The organism is Thalassococcus sp., assembly GCF_982780845.1.
In genome coordinates, this window is record NZ_CEYADA010000002.1 from 72,892 (window position 1) to 93,468 (window position 20,577).

The 20,577-nt window shown below is 53.9% G+C and carries 20 protein-coding genes; 10 read left to right on the plus strand and 10 right to left on the minus strand.

Features of this window, described 5'->3' with window-relative positions:
* Positions 1-134: 134 nt before the first annotated feature.
* Positions 135-890 carry a metallophosphoesterase family protein gene (locus tag AC4FIA_RS02590; protein ID WP_490364598.1) on the plus strand — a complete coding sequence of 252 codons (756 nt, stop codon included), beginning with the start codon at positions 135-137 and terminating at the stop codon, positions 888-890.
* A 61-nt stretch (positions 891-951) separates the two neighbouring features.
* Here AC4FIA_RS02590 and AC4FIA_RS02595 read toward each other — a convergent pair whose 3' ends face one another.
* Positions 952-1,380, minus strand: a complete 429-nt coding sequence (locus AC4FIA_RS02595) for a hypothetical protein (RefSeq protein ID WP_490364599.1) — start codon at positions 1,378-1,380, stop codon at positions 952-954.
* Between the two features lie 166 nt (positions 1,381-1,546).
* Between AC4FIA_RS02595 and AC4FIA_RS02600 the strand changes: the two genes are divergently transcribed.
* Positions 1,547-2,560, plus strand: coding sequence for a GDP-mannose 4,6-dehydratase (locus AC4FIA_RS02600; RefSeq protein ID WP_490364600.1), 1,014 nt, complete (start codon positions 1,547-1,549; stop codon positions 2,558-2,560).
* Here AC4FIA_RS02600 and AC4FIA_RS02605 read toward each other — a convergent pair whose 3' ends face one another.
* From AC4FIA_RS02605 to AC4FIA_RS02625, 5 genes are all read right to left on the minus strand, one after another.
* The gene (locus AC4FIA_RS02605) at positions 2,561-4,708 is read right to left on the minus strand and encodes a polysaccharide biosynthesis tyrosine autokinase (protein ID WP_490364601.1); all 2,148 of its coding nucleotides are present in this window, start codon (positions 4,706-4,708) and stop codon (positions 2,561-2,563) included.
* Between the two features lie 102 nt (positions 4,709-4,810).
* Positions 4,811-5,479: a sugar transferase gene (locus AC4FIA_RS02610; protein WP_490364602.1), complete on the minus strand. Its 669-nt coding sequence runs from the start codon at positions 5,477-5,479 to the stop codon at positions 4,811-4,813.
* 278 nt (positions 5,480-5,757) lie between these two features.
* Positions 5,758-7,260, minus strand: a complete 1,503-nt coding sequence (locus AC4FIA_RS02615; protein WP_490364603.1) for a heme biosynthesis protein HemY — start codon at positions 7,258-7,260, stop codon at positions 5,758-5,760.
* A gap of 10 nt (positions 7,261-7,270) precedes the next feature.
* Complete coding sequence (locus AC4FIA_RS02620; RefSeq protein ID WP_490364604.1) at positions 7,271-8,764, minus strand: COG4223 family protein; 1,494 nt, start codon at positions 8,762-8,764, stop codon at positions 7,271-7,273.
* A gap of 53 nt (positions 8,765-8,817) precedes the next feature.
* Positions 8,818-9,555, minus strand: coding sequence for a uroporphyrinogen-III synthase (locus AC4FIA_RS02625; RefSeq protein ID WP_490364605.1), 738 nt, complete (start codon positions 9,553-9,555; stop codon positions 8,818-8,820).
* 73 nt (positions 9,556-9,628) lie between these two features.
* Between AC4FIA_RS02625 and tsaD the strand changes: the two genes are divergently transcribed.
* The 4 genes from tsaD to AC4FIA_RS02645 are packed head-to-tail and all read left to right on the plus strand — an operon-like array spanning position 9,629 to position 12,368.
* The gene (tsaD, locus tag AC4FIA_RS02630; protein WP_490364606.1) at positions 9,629-10,714 is read left to right on the plus strand and encodes a tRNA (adenosine(37)-N6)-threonylcarbamoyltransferase complex transferase subunit TsaD; all 1,086 of its coding nucleotides are present in this window, start codon (positions 9,629-9,631) and stop codon (positions 10,712-10,714) included.
* Positions 10,711-11,673, plus strand: a complete 963-nt coding sequence (locus tag AC4FIA_RS02635) for an NAD(P)H-dependent glycerol-3-phosphate dehydrogenase (RefSeq protein ID WP_490364607.1) — start codon at positions 10,711-10,713, stop codon at positions 11,671-11,673. Before tsaD ends, AC4FIA_RS02635 begins: the two co-directional genes overlap by 4 nt.
* Entirely contained in the window at positions 11,674-11,943 is a 270-nt protein-coding gene (locus AC4FIA_RS02640) for a YciI family protein (protein WP_103910751.1), read from the plus strand.
* On the plus strand, positions 11,943-12,368 hold the full coding sequence (locus AC4FIA_RS02645) for an EVE domain-containing protein (RefSeq protein WP_103910858.1): 426 nt from the start codon (positions 11,943-11,945) through the stop codon (positions 12,366-12,368). Before AC4FIA_RS02640 ends, AC4FIA_RS02645 begins: the two co-directional genes overlap by 1 nt.
* Before the next feature lie 217 nt (positions 12,369-12,585).
* Here the strand turns inward: AC4FIA_RS02645 and AC4FIA_RS02650 are convergent, their stop codons facing one another.
* Both AC4FIA_RS02650 and ahcY read right to left on the minus strand, forming a co-directional pair.
* Positions 12,586-12,927: a DUF2853 family protein gene (locus AC4FIA_RS02650; protein WP_488049009.1), complete on the minus strand. Its 342-nt coding sequence runs from the start codon at positions 12,925-12,927 to the stop codon at positions 12,586-12,588.
* A 242-nt stretch (positions 12,928-13,169) separates the two neighbouring features.
* Entirely contained in the window at positions 13,170-14,558 is a 1,389-nt protein-coding gene (gene ahcY / locus AC4FIA_RS02655; RefSeq protein ID WP_490364811.1) for an adenosylhomocysteinase, read from the minus strand.
* A gap of 144 nt (positions 14,559-14,702) precedes the next feature.
* Here ahcY and AC4FIA_RS02660 point away from each other — a divergent pair, with 144 nt between their 5' ends.
* Both AC4FIA_RS02660 and AC4FIA_RS02665 read left to right on the plus strand, forming a co-directional pair.
* The gene (locus AC4FIA_RS02660; RefSeq protein WP_490364608.1) at positions 14,703-15,296 is read left to right on the plus strand and encodes a hypothetical protein; all 594 of its coding nucleotides are present in this window, start codon (positions 14,703-14,705) and stop codon (positions 15,294-15,296) included.
* A gap of 188 nt (positions 15,297-15,484) precedes the next feature.
* Entirely contained in the window at positions 15,485-16,213 is a 729-nt protein-coding gene (locus AC4FIA_RS02665) for a hypothetical protein (protein WP_490364609.1), read from the plus strand.
* 1 nt (position 16,214) lies between these two features.
* Here AC4FIA_RS02665 and AC4FIA_RS02670 read toward each other — a convergent pair whose 3' ends face one another.
* Both AC4FIA_RS02670 and AC4FIA_RS02675 read right to left on the minus strand, forming a co-directional pair.
* Positions 16,215-16,769 carry an ActR/PrrA/RegA family redox response regulator transcription factor gene (locus AC4FIA_RS02670; protein WP_103910747.1) on the minus strand — a complete coding sequence of 185 codons (555 nt, stop codon included), beginning with the start codon at positions 16,767-16,769 and terminating at the stop codon, positions 16,215-16,217.
* A gap of 61 nt (positions 16,770-16,830) precedes the next feature.
* Positions 16,831-17,448 carry an SCO family protein gene (locus tag AC4FIA_RS02675; protein WP_490364610.1) on the minus strand — a complete coding sequence of 206 codons (618 nt, stop codon included), beginning with the start codon at positions 17,446-17,448 and terminating at the stop codon, positions 16,831-16,833.
* A gap of 87 nt (positions 17,449-17,535) precedes the next feature.
* On the opposite strand from AC4FIA_RS02675, the gene regB reads away from it, so the two are divergent.
* On the plus strand, positions 17,536-18,951 hold the full coding sequence (gene regB / locus AC4FIA_RS02680; protein WP_490364611.1) for a sensor histidine kinase RegB: 1,416 nt from the start codon (positions 17,536-17,538) through the stop codon (positions 18,949-18,951).
* Between the two features lie 72 nt (positions 18,952-19,023).
* Complete coding sequence (locus AC4FIA_RS02685; RefSeq protein WP_490364612.1) at positions 19,024-20,532, plus strand: PAS-domain containing protein; 1,509 nt, start codon at positions 19,024-19,026, stop codon at positions 20,530-20,532.
* Positions 20,533-20,577: the final 45 nt, after the last annotated feature.

The window sequence follows — 20,577 nt, forward strand, 5'->3', positions numbered from 1 at the left end:
CATACAAAAGCAGGATTCCAAATTGTGGTCAAACGGCAACAACAGTATGTAGAAAGGGATGTGGAAAGCCCCTGTTTACGGGTGTTTTCACGATAAAACACAGGTTACCCAAAGGCGGCCGGAGCCATAAGAATATGAAGAAAAAGTCTTTGTTGTCCCGTTTGTTCGGTAAGGGACCCAAGCCGGTATCAATGGACTGGTCTTTGACGCCACCTAAGCCCGAAACGCCGCTTGCTGTTATCGGCGATATTCATGGCAGACTAGATCTTCTGCGGAACCTTCTGGCGCAAATTCCTGATGGTTACCAAGTTGTTTGTGTTGGTGATTACATTGATCGCGGCCCAAGCAGCGTCGAGGTTCTTCGCTTTTTGTCCGAACGTGACGACATCATCTGCCTTAAAGGAAACCACGAAGCGATGATGCTGGATTTCCTGTCAGACCCTGATGAAAAGGGGCGCCGCTGGGTCCGGAATGGTGGGCTGCAGACGCTTGCGGAAATCGGTGTGAACGGCCTGACTGAAATGTCTGGCGGTATGAAGCTTTTTGAAGCGCAGAACAAAATGTACGACGCGCTGGGCGAAGGTCTTGCGAGCTGGATCGAAGAGCTTCCTGTTATTCATGCGTCTGGAAATATCGTTGTTGTCCATGCGGGCGCAGATCCTGCCAAATCAATTGATGAGCAAAAGCAGCGCCATCTGATCTGGGGCCATCGAGAGTTCTTCGTCAATGAACGCACCGATGGGGTGTGGATTGCGCATGGGCACACGATCTTTGATCAACCATCCTGCGAAAAGGGGCGTATTTCCCTTGATACGGGTGCATTTGCGACAGGCAGATTAACGGCTGGTCTGATCTCGGTCGATGGGACAGTGACGTTTGTGCAAAGTTGATCGCGCAAAATAAAAGCGCGCCGAAGGGCGCGCTTTTTAACCCACACTTCTGAAGAAGTGATTAGTTTGTGCCGCTGCTGGAGCTGGAGTCGCCGCCACCCAGAAGCAGAGCACCCAGAACAAGGCCGCCGATTACTACACCGGCACCACCGCCGTTCAGGCTGCCTTTTGCTGCAACTTCTTCCGCACATGTGACGCCTACTTCACCGTTCGGCAGGAATTCTGCAGATGTGATAACACCGCCGTTGCATGCGTCGGACGCGATTGCGACTTCCATTGCTGTGCTTTCGCCACCGGCGAATGCAGATGTTGCAGAAGATGCGATCAAGGCTGCTGCCAGGTAGTTGCCAAGTTTCATTTCAAGCACTCCAAAAAAAGCTTTGTGGTTTGGTATATTCATAGGCGAACGGTACAACTCAAGCCAGCAAAAATTTGTGAAACTAAGCTGAAAAAGCGGAATTGTTCCTATTTTCGGGATAATTTTGGACATTTGAAATCATGCCGAAAGAATATGACCGGTGCTATTCAAAACCCATGTTGCGTTAGGTGAATCATTTTGGGTCAAACTTGTGTCCAAGGGGCTTACCTGCTAGCCCGACGGCAAATCAAAGCGCACCTCGTTTTGTTTGATCTCAGCGGCATTGGAAATCGGAATAATGACCAGAGTTTTCATAACAGGAACGGCCGGATTTATCGGTTTTCATCTCGCTAAGCTTTTGCTTTCAGAGGGCTTCGTCGTTCATGGCTATGACGGGATGACGGATTACTATGACGTAGCGCTGAAACAGCGACGTCATGCAATGCTCCTGCAGAATGGCAATTTTTCAGCCACCGAAGGGATGCTGGAAGATCAGGAACTGGTGGACAAAACCATTGATAATTTCCAACCCGATGTGATCGTGCATTTGGCGGCTCAGGCCGGCGTTCGGTACAGTCTTGAAAATCCGCGGGCTTATCTGGATTCGAATGTGATCGGCACGTTCAACATCATGGATGCAGCTCGTAGGCTTAAAGTGCAGCATTTGCTGATGGCTTCGACGTCGTCGGTTTATGGCGCGAACGAGGTTATGCCCTTCACCGAAACCGAAAAGGCCGACACGCAGCTGACGATCTATGCTGCGACCAAAAAGGCCAACGAGTCGATGGCGCATTCCTACGCGCACCTTTGGGATCTGCCGACAACCATGTTCCGTTTCTTCACAGTTTATGGACCATGGGGTCGTCCCGACCTTGCGCTCTATAAATTTGTGGATGCAATCCTCGAAGATCGTCCGATTGATATCTACAATCACGGTGACATGTACCGTGACTTTACCTACGTCGACGATCTGGTGCGCGCGATCAGATTGCTGATCGACGCGGCCCCGGAAATGCCAGACCAACGCACGGATGTTCCCGCTTTCGACAGCATTTCACCGGTCGCGCCATTCCGCGTGGTGAACATCGGCAATTCGGAGAAAGTACGGCTTCTGGATTTCGTGGATGCGATCGAAGAGTCATTGGATAAAAAGGCGATCCGCAATTACATGCCGATGCAAATGGGCGATGTACCTGCGACTTGGGCGGATGCGAGCCTCTTGCAGCATCTAACAGGATACCGCCCTCAAACCCCATTTAAGGACGGTATCGACCGGTTCGTAGGCTGGTTCCGCGAATACTACGACAAGTAATTACGTGTCGTAGTAACCTTCTCCATAAGCAGCATAGGCGCCATAACGCCCGCCATAGCCATAACGGCGCATGCCCTTCGGATCGATTTGTGACATAACAAGCCCGGTCAAAGACAGATTTGCTGTCGCAAATTGCCGGATAGACTCGGCGATTTGCGCTTTGGTCGTCCGGTCCCATGCTACTGTGAAGATGATCGCATCTACGAATTGACCGATCAGGCGAGCATCCGGAACAACCAAAACCGGCGGGGTATCGATGATAACGATGTCATAGCGGCTTCGAACATCATCAATAAAATGTTTAAATTTTTCTGACGCAAAAATATCTGCCGCATTTACTGAAGATTTCTCACCCATCAAGATATCCACATTCATCCGTGAATCCCTGATGATAAGATCTTCAAGTTTGGCATTGCCGGTCATGGCAGAAAGAATGCCGCCTCGTTTCCCTGAGCCATCGAAATACTCATTGAAGGTACGGCGACGGATGTCGCCCTCAATCAAAAGTACCTTCTTGTCCATTCCGGCTAAATTGTGCGCCAGAGAGATCGCCTGCGTGGTCTTGCCTTCGCCCGGGACAGACGACGTCGACATAATCACTTTTGGAGGTGCGTCGATGTTTGAAAGCAAAACGGATGTACGTAGGTTCCTGACCGCTTCTGAGGCTGCTGAAGTGGACTTGGTGTTCAAGTAATCGATGAGTTGATCGCGCTTGGAGAACTCCATTTTGGGAATTTGACCCAAGATAGGCAATTCCGCATATTGCTCCAGCTCTTCAGCAGTACGAAAGCCGGAATGCACAAACTGCTTGAGAAGAACAATGCCCGAGCCAATCATGACGCCAAGAATAGCCGACAACATCAAAATGAGTGGTTTCTTAGGTTCGACATAACGACCAAGGAGCGCTTCTGACAACACACGACTGTCTGCTTGTTGAAGGCCGCGTTGCACTGTTGTTTCTTTTAGTCGCGTCAGAAATGTTTCATACAAGATTTTTGTCGCTTCGATCTGGCGCTCAAGCTCTTGAAGCTGAACAAAATCTGCTGACTGAACTTCAATTGATCTTTGCTGGCGCTCTACTGCGTCTTGCAGAGCTACAATTTGCTGCTCCAGCCGAGCCACTGCAGTCTGTTCACGTGCAGCCAAAAGCGAAAGGCGATCATCGAAAAGTTTATTTGACGAGCTGTCTGCCGTGCCGAGTTGGCTGTAAATACGTCTAAGGGTTGGGTCGCCCAACAAATTTACCAAGGCTTCCAGATTATCTGACTGCCGAAATTCATCAATCTTACCAAGACGCGTTTCGCTTAGGGCAAGGTCCGCTCGTGTCTCATTCAGTCGATCCCGTACATCGATCAACTGACGGTTCAAAGCCTGAAGGCTTTCTTCGCCCATCAGTTCTGTGTTCGACCGTAGAACCTTAATGTCGTTTTCTTGTTTCCGAATTTCGATTTCAAGTTCGGTCACTTTCTCCGACAACCAGGTAACCGCCTGTTCGGTGGCCTGAAATTTTGTTTCAACCTGGTCCGCAATATACAAATCGGCCAGCGTATTTGCGATTAGTTTGGATTTTTCGGGGTCGGTTGTCGTCGCAGAGATATCAAAGATATACGTGTTCCTTACGAGCACCGCCGAGATCGCCTCTCGAGCAGCTGTAACGGTAGAAGTGAGCTCGGAGTTAGACGGTTTCCGGTCTTCGTTTCCGCTCGTTAAAGCACTTATAGACCCCAAAAGACGTCCAAGCGAAAACCTTGCTTCTGGTCTCAATGCTTCATTGAACTCAGGATCATCAACCAAGTTCAATTTGTTAACCAGCTTCTCAATCAGGCCTCTTGAACGGATCACATGCAGCTCTGTGTTCATGCTGGTGTCTTCCTTTGAGACTCCAGAAACAACACTCTCGATATCCACAAATGTCTCAACGTTCAGCTGCAGGGCAATGCTTGCAGTCGACGTGTATTTGGGCACTGCCATGCGAAATGCATAGAAGCCACCAACTGCTACGAACAAAACGGCTACAGCTAAGATCAGCCATTTGCCGCGCCAAAGAGCTGTAAAAAGCTCGACTAGGTCGATCTCATCATTCTCGGCTGATGTGGAAGAATGTGCTCCTGCAAGCATTTTTGTATTGGTTTTAACTTTTTCGAGCATATCTTCCAGCCAGGCAGTTTTGTGGCGATCATTGCCACAAATGGGATAAGCAGGCAACTTTACCGATATTTAAAGTAGTCAAACTGGCCACCTCGGAACGTGCTAACACCCGCGACGGAACACAACCGTTAGAACGGTGTTCCAGAAAATCCACAAATCTAATTTGAAATTGGCAGTCTCAATGTAACCAAGGTCGGATTGAACCTTTCTCACCGTTGCATCGTGGCCCTCAATGTATCCTAGCTGAATCTGCGCCAGACCGCTGATACCCGGGCGAACTGCGTGGCGCTCCCGATAACCCGGGATGGTTCTTACAAACCGACGTGCATGGTGAAAATAATCTGGTCGAGGTCCGATCAGGCTCATGTCACCGATGAGAACGTTAAAGATCTGTGGTAATTCGTCGATACGTGTTTTTCGAAGAAAATGGCCCAATGGAGTTATGCGATGTTTCTCCAACGGATCATTAGCACTTCGCGAGACTTTAGAGGAGCAACGCATTGTGCGAAACTTCATTAAGCGGAATGCACGGCAGTCTTTTCCCATACGAGTTTGAAAGTACAAAAGAGGACCCTGATTCAAAAAGGGATTCAGGAAAAGAAGCGCAAAGCCGACGACGACAACAATCGGAAAAAGTGACAATGACAGTATAATATCGAATATTCTCTTGAATGGCCAAAACAGACTAAGAGAGTTTGCCTCAGATTTTTGACGAAAAACGCCAGAATTCGAAACAATATGTGGTGTAACAGTGTTGGTTTGATCAAACACTAAAAAATTCCCCCAGACAGGTTTAGGCGTACCCGTCCCTACATCCCTACCATTTTGGGTGGTATGCAGGAAGTCACAAATTCCAGTTAGGACAGATTTTGCCAAGTGCAAAAAGGAATTGGGTTTCAGTGGCTTGTGAATATACAAGGGAACATATTTAGATAAAAATATATCTAAAGTTTGCACTCAGTTTAACTAACGATAGAATCACTTTTCACATTGTTATTACTCAATAAACCGCGCCGTATTTCGGCGCGGTTTATTGGACTTATTGGTTTTTAGTGAAGCTTGTCCGACGTGGTATCTGCTTCCGCGTCCGGTGTGGCGATAACTTCCAACACTTCTTCATCCAGCTTTTGCTGTTCAGGATCTACCAAAGGATTTTCAGAAGCTTCTTGAATATCCGGTTGCCCAACCAAAAGCGGAAGCATTTCGGCACCGACGGGCATCGCACCTTCGTTTTTCGGTGGCGTTTTCCAGCTTAGGGTATCGAACGCACCGCAGTTGCCGCAAACCGGTGCCCATTCCGCCTGAATATTCGAACAGTTGTCGCAAACCCACTGCGGGCCACGCGGTGCGGCAAGTGCTTTGGCCAGCCAGCCGCGAACAATCGCGTCATTTGCGCCTTCGCCCCGTTCGATTGCTGCCATAATGGTCAGTACACGTGCATCAGGTTCTGTTTCTGCAAGATCGCCAAGTGCTTTCCGCGCGCCAGGGAAATCCTCGGCCGCAAGATGCAGTTCAGCATTCAGCAGCTTCGCCTCGCGGTGTTCGCTGTTCACGTTCAGAAGCAGATTGAACCTTTTGAGGCGTTCTTGCGGGGTCTCTTCCGGCTCGATTTCAGCAAAAGCAGCGGCAAGGTCGGGGTGGGGCTGAACGCTCCATGTCTTTTTCAGAAGCCGCGTGGCGTGTTTCTTGCGACCGTCTTCGATATAGCCACGTGCAGCCATCGCAGCAGCAGGAATAAGATCCGGGGAGTTCTTGTTCGCGGCGATTGCAGCCTCGCGGGCTTCGATGGAGTTGCCGTCTTCCAGAATTGCCTTTGCCTGAGACAGCGCCAGAACAGCATCGCGGCGTTTGTGGACATCGCGTGGCAATGTGCCGTGCTTCAGTTTGGCATTCAGCGTGTTGCGTGCACCGGCCCAGTCACCACCCTGTGCTTGCAGGGTCAGAAGGGTGTCCTGAATTTCTTCGTGCTTGGGTTTGATCGCAAAAGCACGTTCAGCCAATTTCAGCGCCGTGTCGGTATCGCCATCGGCAAGACGCTGTTTCATCACGCCGCGAATACCAACAAAGCGGGTCGAGTCATGTTCTAGAAGACGTTTGTAGACGTCCTCTGCTTTCTTGCGATCGCCCGTCATTTCGGCGGCTTGTGCGGTCAGAAGGTTAGTTAACTCGGGCTTGTGCAAATAGCGCTCGGCTTTTTGGGCTTTGGCCATGGCCTGACGACCCTCGCCGGATGCCAGAGCTGTCAGCCCCTCGGCCAGAGCGGCATAGCCTTTGCGTTCGCGATTGCGGTCGAAATAACGCGAGATGGCTGTTTCGTCGCCGTTAATGAAGTGCAGAACAGCGACCAGCAATGCGACCAGTTTGAAAAGCACCCAAGCGGCAAGCAGAAAGACCAGTGCAGCAATTACCGACTGCAGCGGGCCAAAGGTGTATTCGACGCCGGCGACCGTCACTTGAATACCGCCGGTAGAGTCCATCAGATAGCTTGCGCCAAGTGTCAGGGCCGCCACGATGGTGACGAAAATCACGATTTTAAGCAAAGACCAGAGCATGTGGTGACCCTTATTCCTTATTCAATTCGGCGCTGATTGCCTGAATGGCAGATACAGCGTCAAAGCGGGTTTTTGCGGCAGCCATCCATTCGGCCATGTCTGCCTTTGCGTCATCCGAAAGACCTTCGATTTCCTTAAAGGCAGCTTCTAGATCGCCGTTCGCGACTGCGGCTTCTGCGCGTGACAGCACCGCATCAGCGTCATCGCCTTCACGCGGTTGCACGGAACGGGCGCCCAACTGCGCCGCGAAATAGGATGTCAGGCTGGGCCGTGTTCCGTCGTCTTCGCTGGCGCGTGCTGTTGCCAGTGCCTGTCGCGCGGCTATGGGGAAGCTGTTCAAAAGATCGGATTGCGTTGGTACTCCGGTATCTGCGACCGAAGTCAGGCCCTCGGGTACAGACACAATGTTCGACGCGATCAAAGGTTCCAGAGATGCTGCAAAAGGTTTGCCTGCGTTCACGTCCGCGATCACAGTAGCAGTTGCGATTTTCAGGTCGGATACCAAAGCTTCGCGCTGGGCGCTTTGTTCGGCTTCGACCGCACGTTGTGCAAGATCGGCCACTTCCTGACGCTGCTTTTCCATTTCAGCGCGTTCGGCATCAACGGACGCAACAAGTTTATCAAGTTCGGCTTGATAGGCCGCAATGGTTGCCGGCGAAACAGCCGCTTCCATGGGCCGTTTTTCAAGTTCGACCATGCGCTCGGATAGGGCCGATATCTGCGCATCAGTTGCAACGAGTGTCGTCTCAAGAGCGTCAGCTTGGCCTGCGATATCGCCAAGTGACGTCTGAATTTCAGCAAAGCCCCCGTCAACACCGTCAAAACGCGGCGCTAGGTCGGCCAGTTGGCTTTCGAGTGCGTTGATTTGCTGTTCCTGATCGGACAATTTCTCAGAAATCTCGGCTTCGAACCCTGCGCCATCGCTAAACGGCCAGCCGTTTGGCCCAAGGTACTGCGACAGTCCAAAGCCAGCCACCGCAGCGGCGACGCCGCCCAAAAGCATCGGGAAAAAGCCCGCTTTCCGCTCAACGATCGTTTCTTTGATGACCGGTGCAGGTGTAGGCGCGGCGTCTTTGGGCTCATCCGAGGGCTGTTCAACTTCTTCGACAGGTTCAGGCGTCGTTTCCGTCGGGCTTTCGCTGGTTTCGGAATCGTCCTTGGTGGTGCTATCGTCAGAAGCGCTAACGGTGTTGTCTTCCGCCTTAACGGCTTGATCGTCAGATGCGGGCGCTGTGTCAGCGGTATCTTCGCTTACAGCAGCGTCTTCGGCTTTGTCCTTGGGCACGCTTGCGTCTGCTGTCTCGGAAGGGGCCTCGGATTTCGTTTCCTCGGTGGCAGACTTTTCCATCTGCTCAACAGCCTCTACCGCGTCCTTTACAACCTCTTCGGCCTCAGCTGTTGCCTTTTGGGCCGCTGCAGTGGTTTTCGCTGCGGTTGAGCGTGGCTTGGTTGTACGTGCCTTGGTGGTTCGTGTGGTTTTTCTTGGGGTCGTTGCTTTGGCCACGCGTAGGTACCTTTCGAATCCATGGGCAGATGAATGCCGAGCGCGTTGATAACTTAGTGCCCCGTCGGGCGACCCTCAAGCATCTGCACCTGCGCCAATAGTCGCGCTACCGCCTTCATCATGCTAGGGGAATTGGGTTTGTCGGCAATCACTACGCCACTAAAATCATTGTTCTCTAATGGCTTAGCGACAGATTCACTCATTGCTGCGACGTAAATTTTTGCCTTGAACGGACCTTGGGCAATAAATTGCTGGGCTGTTCTGGGTGAAAAAAGTGGCACAATCACGGGAATATCGCCTGCCAATGCCTGAACAGCTTCGGGACTCAGTGGCAAAAGAGGCTGATCGTAAATCACGGCTTGCTGCGTTTCTATCCCATGTTGGGACAGCGTCTGGGCGATCGCGCCGCGCGTGTGCGTCCCATGAACATGCAGCAAAGGGGCTTTGGGCTGGTCGGCGATGATGTGATCGACCAAATCCTTGGCCGCGCCCGACGCAGATACGGGATTGAACCCCAGTTCAGCGGCCGCATCACGTGTGGCATCGCCGACGGTGTAACAGGTTTCCAGAACGGGCCCGCCCAAGTGTTTCCACGCAGCGACCCCGTTCTTTGACGACAAGATCAGGCCGTTGATCCCATTCAGGTCGGGCAGGGGGCCGGTAAATGTGATGTCGATCAGCGGTGCATAAATGACATCTGTTCCGTCAATCAAATCGCCCAAATCCGTGATGAATTCGCGCGCGGCGGGCTCGGGTCGGGTCATCAAAATTATGGCGCGGGGTGTGGACATGAACCTGCCGGGATTGTGAGGCGTTGCTTCAGGTGCTACCTGCAAGGCTGGCGTCGCGCAATGGGAAGGACCCATGGATCAACCTTCATTTACAGTGCTCGGGATCGAAAGCAGCTGTGATGACACCGCAGCAGCGGTTGTCAGAGGGCGGGATATTCTGTCTTCCATTGTGCTGGGGCAAACAGAGTTGCATGCCGCTTTTGGTGGTGTCGTTCCCGAAATCGCGGCGCGCGCACATGCCGAAAAACTTGATATCGCGGTGGCAGAGGCACTGAAGGCCGCTGATACGTCGTTGTCCGAAATCGATGCCATCGCTGTCACATCAGGCCCGGGTCTGATTGGCGGCGTTCTGTCGGGTGTGATGACAGCCAAGGGGTTGTCGGCGGGGTCCGGCAAGCCGCTTGTCGGGGTGAACCATTTGGCGGGGCACGCGCTGACGCCGCGTCTGACCGATGGCCTGGAATTCCCTTATCTGATGCTGCTGGTGTCCGGTGGCCATTGCCAGTTTCTGATCGTCAAATCGGTGGAAGAGTTTCAACGTCTCGGGGGCACAATCGACGATGCCCCGGGCGAGGCATTCGACAAAACCGCGCGGCTTCTCGGGCTACCGCAACCGGGTGGTCCTTCGGTTGAACAGAACGCCCGTACAGGTGACGAAAAACGCTTTAGACTGCCACGGCCCCTGCTGGATCAAGAGGGTTGCGATATGTCGTTTTCCGGTCTGAAGACCGCATTGCTTCGCCAGCGCGATAAGCTGATTAAGGAACAAGACGGGCTTTACGAACAGGATCGTTTTGACCTCTGCGCAGGGTTTCAGGCGGCCGTGCGAGACGTGTTGGCGGAAAAGACGCGACGCGCGCTAGAGGTCTATCTTGATATGGCACCTGCCAAGCCCGCGTTTGCCATTGCCGGTGGCGTCGCCGCCAATGGCGCGATCCGCGAGAAACTTCAGGCGCTGTGTGATGAAAAAGGCGTCGCGTTTATTGCGCCGCCTCTTGCGCTTTGCACAGACAATGCCGCGATGATCGCCTACGCTGGGCAAGAGTTGTTCGCCAAAGGCGTCACGCATGACATGTCGTTGTCGGCACGTCCGCGGTGGCCTTTGGACAAAGCGGCATCGCCCTTGTTGGGGTCGGGGAAAAAGGGCGCGAAGGCATGACGATTTCGGTACTGGGGGCAGGCGCGTTCGGAACGGCGCTGGCAATCGCATTGGCGCGTGAAGGCCGCGATGTGCAGCTTTGGGGGCGGAATCCAGATGCATTGGCCGAAATGGAGCGCACGCGGGTCAATCCGAAATTGCCCGATGCGACTTTGCCTGATGGGTTGTCGATAAAGCCGGATCTGGCTGTCGCGGCGCAGTCCCAAACATTGTTGGTCGCGGTGCCCATGCAGACCGTTTCCGGATTATTGGATAGGATCGACTCTCCGTTGGCCGGTCAGCGCGTGGTCGCCTGCTGTAAGGGGATTGACCTGACAACAGGCACGGGCCCATCCCAGTTGATCGCCCGCCAGAAACCTGATGCCGTTCCTGCCGTTCTGACCGGTCCCAGTTTTGCCAGCGATATTGCTAGGGGCCTGCCCACAGCCCTGACGCTTGCCTGCGCGGATGAGGCGCTGGGCGAACAGCTTCAGAACGAACTGGCTTGCTCGGTTCTGCGCATTTATCGCAGCAAGGATGTGATCGGCGCCGAACTTGGTGGTGCGCTTAAAAACGTTGTTGCCGTTGCCTGTGGCATCGTGATCGGTGCAAAGCTTGGCGTGAGTGCACGTGCCGCCCTGATGACTCGTGGCTTTGCCGAAATGCAGCGCGTGGCTGAACGCATGGGTGCCAATCCTACGACGCTGGTGGGCCTATCCGGTCTGGGTGATCTGGCGCTGACCTGTTGTTCCGAACAGTCGCGCAACTATCGCTATGGCATGGCGCTGGGCGCAGGCACCGAGTTTGACAAAACGACAACCGTCGAAGGTGTTGCCACGGCCAAAGCAATGGCAGACATTGCGCAGAAAGAAGGGCTCGACCTGCCAATTTGCACAACGGTCAATGCCATCTGCGAAGGACATATCACGGTGCCCGAGGCGCTTAACCAGCTGCTGTCGCGCCCATTGAAGGAGGAATAAATGCTCGTTGCACTTTTTGCCAAAGACAAGGCTGGCGCACTTCAGGTTCGCAAAGACAACCGCGAAGCGCATCTTGGTTATATCAAGGACACAGGCGTGGTCGCGCAGGCGGGCCCGTTGATCGTAGACGGCGACATGGCCGGATCGCTGGTTATTCTGGACGTCGAAGACATGGCTGCGGCCGAGGCATGGGCGGCAAACGACCCCTATGCAAAGGCTGGGCTGTTCGCGTCGGTCGAACTGGTTGAATGGAAAAAGGTCATCGGCTGATGCGCTACTGGCTGTTCAAATCCGAGCCGTCCACATGGTCATGGGACCAGCAGGTCGCCAAAGGTGACGAAGGCGAAGAGTGGGACGGCGTGCGCAATTATCAGGCGCGCAACTTCATGCGCGAGATGTCGGTCGGCGATCTGGGCTTTTTCTATCATTCCCAGTCTGAAAAGGCCGTTGTTGGTGTGGTCGAGGTGATTGCCGAAGCCCACCCAGACAGCAAGGCCGATGATCCGCGCTGGGAATGCGTCGACATCAAAGCGGTTGCCGCCTTTCCGAAGCCTGTAACGCTGGATCAGGTCAAAGAAACCGAAGAGTTGGCAGACATGGCATTGGTCAAACAATCACGTTTGTCTGTGCAGCCTGTGACAGAAGCCGAATGGGCAAAAGTCTGTCAGATGGGCGGCTATTCCGGCGGGAAATAGTATCAGGGGACCGCGCAAGAAGGCGGCCCCCTGCTCACCCTGTGCACTCCCATACACAACACGTGAAACAGTCAGATCGGCCTTCTGGCGAACTGAATAGAACGTAGCATGTACATCGTGTTTCGCGAAGCGCTAAGCGTCGGGCAATTATCTAAAAACCGCCGCAACAAAAAAGGCGCCCCGAAGGACGCCTTTTAATAGCCAGTAGGCGTTTAGCTTAGCTGTAGACGCTTTCTTTGCCGAAATGTTTGGTCAGCATGTAGTAGATCACGGCGCGGTACTTGTTGCGCTCGGATTTGCCGTATGTCTCGATGACCGAGTTGATGGCGTCCATCAGTTCGGGGCTGTCTTTCAGGCCCAGCTTTTTCATCAGGAAGTTTGTTTTCACTGTTTCCAGTTCCGCCGGCTGAGAGCCCGCAACTGTGGAAGCATCGGCGTTATAAATTGCCGGGCCGCAGCCGATTGTGACTTTGGTCAGAAGGTCCATATCCGGTTCCATGCCGCACTTGCCGCGCAGATCGTCCGCATATTTCGCGATCAATTCGTCTCTTTTACCCATAATTCAGTCCCCTGGTTTTTATTGCGATCACCCCAAAATGGTGTCTGCAAAGAACCTAAGGCGCGGTTTGCACTCCAAACAAGGGAAAAGACACATCACAATTCCCACCATGCAAAAATCTGCCATTCTACAGGTAAAATCGACCCAACACATTTTGTTTTCCAAAAGTGTTGACGTCGAAAGGTATAAAAAAGCCGCCAGTGCGAAACTGACGGCTTTTCCTGATAATGCGTTTCCGCTGATTAGTAGCGGTAGTGTTCCGGCTTGAAGGGGCCTTCCGGCGTAACGCCGATGTAGGCTGCCTGATCGTTGTTCAGCTTGGTCAGCTTCACGCCGATGCGATCCAGGTGCAGGCGCGCGACCTTTTCATCCAGATGCTTGGGCAGGATATAGACTTCGTTGTTGTAGCTTTCGCCGTTGGTCCACAGTTCGATCTGCGCCAGCACCTGGTTGGTGAAGGACGCGGACATCACGAAGGACGGGTGACCTGTGGCGTTGCCAAGGTTCAGTAGACGACCCTCGGACAGCAGAATGATGCGCGAACCAGAGGGCATTTCGATCATGTCGACCTGCTCTTTGATGTTGGTCCACTTGTGGTTCTTCAGCGCAGCGACCTGAATTTCGTTGTCGAAGTGGCCGATGTTACCGACGATCGCCATGTCCTTCATCTCGCGCATATGCTCGATGCGGATGACGTCCTTGTTGCCGGTTGTTGTGATGAACACGTCAGCGGTGGAAACAACGTCTTCCAGAACGGTAACTTCGAAACCGTCCATTGCGGCCTGAAGCGCGCAGATCGGGTCGACTTCTGTTACTTTCACGCGGGCACCTGCACCTGCCAGCGATGCGGCAGAGCCTTTGCCAACGTCGCCGTAACCACAAACAACCGCGACCTTACCGGCCAGCATTGTGTCGGTTGCGCGGCGGATACCGTCGACCAGCGATTCCTTACAGCCGTATTTGTTGTCGAACTTCGACTTGGTGACGCTGTCGTTCACGTTGATCGCGGGGAAGGGCAGCTGGCCTTTCTTGTGCAGATCGTAAAGGCGGTGAACGCCTGTGGTTGTTTCCTCAGAAACGCCTTTGATCGCGTCGCGTGTTTTGGTGAACCAGCCCGGGGACTGTTCCATGCGCTTTTTGATCTGCGCTTTGATGACGGCCTCTTCTTCGGACTGCGGCACGGGGATGATGTCTTCACCCGCTTCGGCGCGTGCGCCCAGAAGGACGTACAGTGTCGCGTCGCCACCGTCGTCGAGGATCATGTTCGCGCCTTCAGGGAACATGAAGGACTTGTCCAGATAGTCCCAATGCTCTTCCAGCGTCTGACCCTTGATCGCGAAGACGGGCGTGCCGCCTGCCGCGATTGCCGCCGCTGCGTGGTCTTGGGTCGAGAAGATGTTGCACGATGCCCAACGCACGTCCGCGCCCAGCGCAACCAGTGTTTCAATCAGAACCGCTGTCTGGATCGTCATGTGCAACGAACCAACAATGCGCGCGCCCTTCAGGGGTTTGCTTTCGCCGTATTCCGCGCGCAGCGCCATCAGGCCCGGCATTTCTGTTTCAGCGATATCCAGTTCCTTACGGCCGAATTCGGCCAAGGAGATGTCTTTTACGATGTAATCGTTGGCCACAACGGCCTCCATTCATTAATCCGAGTTTGGAGTGGCAGGTAGCACCGTTTCCCTATTTCGGCAACTTCTAGCATCTGGTTCGTTGCGTGATCCGCGGCTCTGTGCGAACCAGACGGCAAGAATGTCACGTCCGGAGCAGTGGGAATGTCGAAACAGCCAAGAGCATGGCAAAAAATGTTGTCGGGGCGCCGATTGGACCTTTTGGACCCGACGCCTGTCGATATCGAAATCGAAGATATCGCGCACGGCCTTGCATTTGTTGCCCGTTGGAATGGCCAAACCAAAGGTGATTTTCCCTATTCGGTCGCCGAACATTCGATCCTTGTCGAAAAGCTGTTTCAGCGCCTTTACCCAAGTTGTAGCGTTGCAGCGCGTTTGACCGCGCTTTTGCACGATGCGCCGGAATACGTAATTGGGGATATGATTTCGCCGGTCAAAGCGGCGGTTGGCCCTGATTACGGCGTTCTTGATGATCGTCTGGCTGGGGCTATCCACATTCGGTTCGGATTGGCCGCAGTCACTCCGAAACGGCTGAAGGCGCAGATCAAAAAGGCAGACAAGGTCAGCGCATGGATGGAAGCCACGCAAATCGCGGGTTTTGATGAATCCGAGGCGAACCGCTTCTTCGGGCGCCCTGATCCTGCGCTGATTTCCGGATTGGAAATATCCCTCAGGCCGCCAGTTGAGGTGCGCGAGGAATTTGTCGCAAGGCACGAAGCGCTGCTCGCCCAGATGTAAGCGCAATCGGGTCAACAGACCTGCGTCTAAAAAGCAACGCCAAGAAAGCTAGTGTGCTAGGGGGTCTCACACGAGAATTCCAAGTCATATCGCATTGTGCAAACATAAGAATTGTAAACAAAAAACAAAATACGGCCCCATTGTTCGCAAACGATAGGGGCTGAACATAGGCAGATGAGGCCAGGGTAGTGAGTACAGGATTCAAAGTCGCTGCGTGTATCGCAGCGCTCGTGATAACAAGTGGCTGCGCGCAGTCTTCCAAAACCTTCGAAGTGTCGAAAAACGATGTTGGTCAGCTTAGTCTGGCTGAAAGCACGCTGTCGCCCGAAGAAAATCTGCAACAACAGGCGATCGCCCTAAACGAGCTGACGGCACAACTGGTCCGGCAATCAACCGTTCAAGGCGCGACGATGGGCGCGATTGGTGGCTGCGCCGCGGCTGCGATTGCTTCTGCAGGTATTAACAAATGCGTAGGCTCGGCAGTCGTTGGTGCAACAGTTGGCGGGCTGATCGGCCGCGCGACGGGAAAAGCCAACGTAAAGAAACGGGTCGAGATTGTGTCGCATAACGGCGTTGGTCGTGGCCTGCAAAAAGCAGAGGCTGATCTAGCGGCGATGCAGCTTGATCTGGACGATCTGATTGAACAGCAAAGCATGGAGCTTTTGGTACTGGCAGAAGCCCGTAAAGAAGGCCGCATTTCCGAGACTGAATACGCAAACCGCGTTGAAGCCATCCGCCAAGTGCGGGCGGAACTGGTCGAGGCTTTGACCCTGACCGGCAAGCAGGCCAAGCAGGTTCATGCGTCGCTGCAAGAAGCGCAGGCGCTTGGTCAGGAAAAACTGGAATGGCACCTGCTTGCATCGCAGCGCCTTAGCGAAAACTCAGTCTCGGCGCGCGAAGCGGTGTCGCTGTTCTGATTTAACGCGGCGAGCGTTTCGCCAGAATACGCTGCAGGGTGCGGCGGTGCATGTTCAGACGCCGCGCCGTTTCAGACACGTTCCGATCGCATAGCTCATATACCCGCTGGATATGTTCCCAACGCACGCGATCCGCGCTCATGGGGTTTTCAGGCGGTGGCGGCAGGTCATCGCCAGTCGCCAAAAGCGCATTTGTGATGTCGGTCGCATCGGCGGGCTTGGACAGATAGTCGGTCGCGCCGATTTTCACGGCGGCCACCGCCGTCGCAATTGCACCGTAGCCTGTCAGGACAACCACCCGACAATCGGGGCGCTTTTCACGCAGCGTTTCAACCACGTCCAACCCGTTGCCGTCCGTAAGCCGCAGGTCAACCACGGCATAGGCCGGTGGGCGCGCCGTGGCTATTGCTGTCCCGGCTGCAACAGAACCTGCTGTCTCGACTTCGAAACCGCGTTTCTCCATCGCTTTGGCAAGGCGCTTCAGAAAAGGTTCGTCATCGTCGACCAACAGTAAAGAGCGGTCATCCCCCAAGGCTTCCAAAGTTTGCTCGCTCACCGTGATCTCCCTTATCCCCATGCCTAAATTGTTAACTTGCCTTTTAAAGTCGGTCAAACTTTCAAGCAGCGTCAATAAAACAGGCGGTCTGTTTGGCTATCTGTTCAGGACTTAGGTCGCGGCGGAAGAAATCAACGAAACCATGTTCCGGCAGCACGAGGTAGGTGAATGTCATGTGGTCCACGAGATAGCTGTCATCGTCGGTTTCAGGCACACGATAGTAGACGCGAAAGGCCTCAGCCGCTTGTTTTACTTGCTCTTCCGTCCCTGTCATTGCGATCAGATCGGGGTGCATCATGTCCACGTAATCGGCCAGCACCTCTTGCGTATCACGGCGTGGGTCAACCGAGACGAAAAGAGGAGCCACATCGTATCCCATTTCCGCCAGAACATCGATTGCATCGGCATTTCGTGCCATATCGAAGGGGCAGATGTCGGGGCAGAATGTATAGCCGTAATACAAAAGGGCCGGTTTTGTGAAAACATCCTTATCAGTCACGCTCATGCCGCGATGATCGGTTAGGTTGAATTCACCCCCCAAAGCGCCGTTTCCAGCCACGCGCGACGTTCTGCAATCGGCAAACTGATCGCCCCCGGCACCGGGCCCTGTGACATACCAAAGCCCGCCGATCATTCCGGCAATGGCAGTGCAGGCAGCGGCAACGACAAGTTTTTGCATGGCTCGGTCCTTTGGTAGGGTGCGGGAACAATTGCGCATCATTGATAGGCCACCTATCAATTTAGGAAGCCTGGACAAGGGGGCACAATGGCGCAAAACGCGACAGACGACGTCGATAACGGGATTTTTAACGAAAGCCGTTGGTCAAACTGGATCCGCCTTCGGACGATGATCATTCTGCGGTGGTTTGCGATTGCGGGCCAGTTGGCTGCAATTGTCATTGGCACATGGCTTTATGATCTGGATCTGGAAACGGGTCTGTGCATTCTGGCCGTCGGTGTGTCGGTTGTGGGTAACCTGATTGCCAGTTTCATCTTTCCGGAAAACAAGCGCCTGACCGAGTTCGAAAACCTGTTGATGGTTTTGTTCGATGTCTTCCAGCTTGCATTCCTTTTGTTCCTGACGGGCGGTCTTAGCAATCCGTTCTCGCTGCTGGTGGTTGCGCCAGTCACGGTTTCGGCGGCAGTTTTGACGGTGCGGTCTACTGTGATCCTGAACGTATTTGCGTTTTTGCTGGTGACTGGGTTGGTGTTTTTCCACTTGCCGCTGGTCACAAAGGACGGGGTCGAACTGCGTATTCCCGATTTGTTTGTGTTCGGCCAATGGGTCGCTATCACAATCGCGCAGGTATTCATTTCGGTCTACGCCCACCGCTCGGTCAGTGAGATGCACAATATGTCCGATGCTTTGACTGCCACCCAAATGGCGCTTGAGCGGACGCAGAAGCTGAATGACCTCGGCGGTGTCGTGGCCGCTGCGGCACATGAACTGGGTACGCCTTTGGCCACCATCAAACTGACCTCCTCCGAGTTGATAGAAGAGCTTGAGGGCCGTGATGAACTTCAGGATGATGCGCGTCTAATCCGCGAACAGGCAGACCGCTGTCGCGATATTCTGCGTTCCATGGGGCGTGCCGGTAAGGATGACTTGCAGCTCCGATTTGCCCCCCTGTCAGAAGTGATCCGCGAGGCAGCCGAACCCCATCAAGATCGCGGGAAAGAGATCGATATTATAGTTCTCGGATCCGTCGAGGACGTAGACGTAGACGAACCAGATATCCGTAGAAAACCCGAGGTCATTCACGGCCTGCGTAACCTTATCCAAAATGCCGTCGACTTTGCGCGAAGCACTATCTGGGTCGAGGTGTCGTGGAGCGCGGATCAAATCTCGATCCGGATTATTGATGATGGTCGCGGGTTTCCGCCCCATTTGATCGGTCGGATCGGTGACCCGTTTGTCCGGCGCAGAAGATCCGAGCGCGATAGAAAAGACCGCCCCGGATATGAGGGCATGGGTCTCGGCCTTTTCATCGCCAAGACCCTGCTTGAACGAACAGGTGCATCGCTGAGTTTTGCCAATGGCGGTGGTGATATGCATAGCGCGATGCAATCGGCATCGGGGCAGGGCGCCATTGTCGAGGTTGTTTGGCCGTCTTCCGCAATCACGGTTGATCCCGACAGCGCCCGCGGTCCCTTGGGCGAGAACCAGCAATTTAGAAGCTGATTGTAATCAAGCATTTAACAAAATCTTAAGCATTTGTTCATTAGTGTTTTCCTTGTCTAAAGGAAAATGCGGATGGTCCAGATTGTTGCGCTTCAGCCGGTGGTTTTCGCCCTGATTTTAGGGGCGCTGATCACCTGCGTTGCTGCATGCATCCTGTTCAGGCGACACAGTGCAAATCGGAAACGGTCGAGCGAGCCGTTATTTCTGATCCGCAATGGCTTTGTCATCGACTCCAGCGACATCGGAACGCGCCTTTTGCAGCTTGGTGGCGTTCAGGGGGCCAAGGGATGGGCCGATGTCCGAGAGGTTCTGGCTAACCTTATTCCGGATCTGCCCGTTACTTTACCTAGTGAAACACGCACGTTCGCATCTACGCGTGTCGATGCCCTTGCCCTACGGATTGTTCCGAACAGGCGGGGGCATCGCATTTCGTTGACCGGCCTTGATAAGGACAACGGCCAGCGTCTTTTGCTTGAACTTAGCCAAAGCAAACTGGCCTTTCTGATGCGCGTGACCGATGCGGTTTCCATGCCGATCTGGAAGACGGATCAGGATGGAACGGTGAATTGGTGCAACAAGCATTTTCAAAGTCTTGTTGAACGATCGGGCGACGAACAACCCTTTGATGTACCGTCGGGAAAGAACACCATCCAGTCATCGCGCCGATACCGTTTGTTTTCCAACGCCTCGCAGGCAGATGAATGGTACGAGGTGCATAGCCGCGAGCTCGACTCTGGAAACATATTCTTTGCGCAGGAAATCAGCGCATTGATGCGGGCCGAGGATGCGCAGAGAAACTTTGTGCAGACGCTGGCAAAAACCTTTGCCTACCTACCCACCGGGATTGCGATCTTTGACCGGAAAAGCCAGCTGGTTCTGTTCAATCCGGCGCTTTTGGATCTGACCGAGCTTTCGGCAGAGTTTCTGTCAAACAGGCCCACCATCACGACTTTCTTTGACCAATTGCGCGAACTCCGGATTATGCCGGAACCCAAACGGTATGTGGATTGGCGGCAAAATCTGGAACGTTTGATCAGTGACGCGCAGAAAGACAGGTTTCGCGAAACGTGGACGTTGCCTGGTGGTTTGACCTACCGCATCACCGGCCGTCCGCATCCTGATGGCGCGGTGGCTTTTCTGCTGGAAGACATCAGCGCCGAGGTGTCATTGACCCGCAAATTCCGCGCCGAGCTGGAGATGACCCAGGCCGTCATGGATGCCGATGCGGATGGTCTGATCGTCTTTGACAATGCTGGGCGCACGGTGTTTTCGAACCTGTCCTATCGTCAACTTTGGAACCTTGATCCGGATGGCGGACTTGAGGCACTGACTGTGCTGGACGTGGTCAAGGCCCTGCGAAAAAAATGCGACCCGACACCGTTCTGGTCTGATCTACGCGATTTTACAGCCAGCTTTGACTCGCGCGCTGAATGGGACTGCGAACTGACAGGACGGCGGTTCGGTCGTTTGATTGCGACTGTGACACCCTTGTCTGCTGGCGCGACGGTTGTCAGATTTCGGCAGGACGCCCGAAGGGTGCTTATCGCAGGGCCTAACGATAATTCGCTGGAACAAGCCTGACGTCTGACTGGGAATAGCGGTTGCGGAGAACCGCCCCTTGGGTAA

Coding starts and splice junctions, on each gene's coding strand:
- AC4FIA_RS02590 (WP_490364598.1), top strand. CDS start 135: ATGAAGAAAAAGTCTTTGTTGTCCCGTTTGTTCGGTAAGGGACCCAAG.
- AC4FIA_RS02595 (WP_490364599.1), bottom strand. CDS start 1,380: ATGTCCAAAATTATCCCGAAAATAGGAACAATTCCGCTTTTTCAGCTT.
- AC4FIA_RS02600 (WP_490364600.1), top strand. CDS start 1,547: ATGACCAGAGTTTTCATAACAGGAACGGCCGGATTTATCGGTTTTCAT.
- AC4FIA_RS02605 (WP_490364601.1), bottom strand. CDS start 4,708: ATGCTCGAAAAAGTTAAAACCAATACAAAAATGCTTGCAGGAGCACAT.
- AC4FIA_RS02615 (WP_490364603.1), bottom strand. CDS start 7,260: ATGCTCTGGTCTTTGCTTAAAATCGTGATTTTCGTCACCATCGTGGCG.
- AC4FIA_RS02625 (WP_490364605.1), bottom strand. CDS start 9,555: ATGTCCACACCCCGCGCCATAATTTTGATGACCCGACCCGAGCCCGCC.
- tsaD (WP_490364606.1), top strand. CDS start 9,629: ATGGATCAACCTTCATTTACAGTGCTCGGGATCGAAAGCAGCTGTGAT.
- AC4FIA_RS02635 (WP_490364607.1), top strand. CDS start 10,711: ATGACGATTTCGGTACTGGGGGCAGGCGCGTTCGGAACGGCGCTGGCA.
- AC4FIA_RS02640 (WP_103910751.1), top strand. CDS start 11,674: ATGCTCGTTGCACTTTTTGCCAAAGACAAGGCTGGCGCACTTCAGGTT.
- AC4FIA_RS02645 (WP_103910858.1), top strand. CDS start 11,943: ATGCGCTACTGGCTGTTCAAATCCGAGCCGTCCACATGGTCATGGGAC.
- AC4FIA_RS02650 (WP_488049009.1), bottom strand. CDS start 12,927: ATGGGTAAAAGAGACGAATTGATCGCGAAATATGCGGACGATCTGCGC.
- AC4FIA_RS02660 (WP_490364608.1), top strand. CDS start 14,703: ATGTCGAAACAGCCAAGAGCATGGCAAAAAATGTTGTCGGGGCGCCGA.
- AC4FIA_RS02675 (WP_490364610.1), bottom strand. CDS start 17,448: ATGCAAAAACTTGTCGTTGCCGCTGCCTGCACTGCCATTGCCGGAATG.
- regB (WP_490364611.1), top strand. CDS start 17,536: ATGGCGCAAAACGCGACAGACGACGTCGATAACGGGATTTTTAACGAA.
- AC4FIA_RS02685 (WP_490364612.1), top strand. CDS start 19,024: ATGGTCCAGATTGTTGCGCTTCAGCCGGTGGTTTTCGCCCTGATTTTA.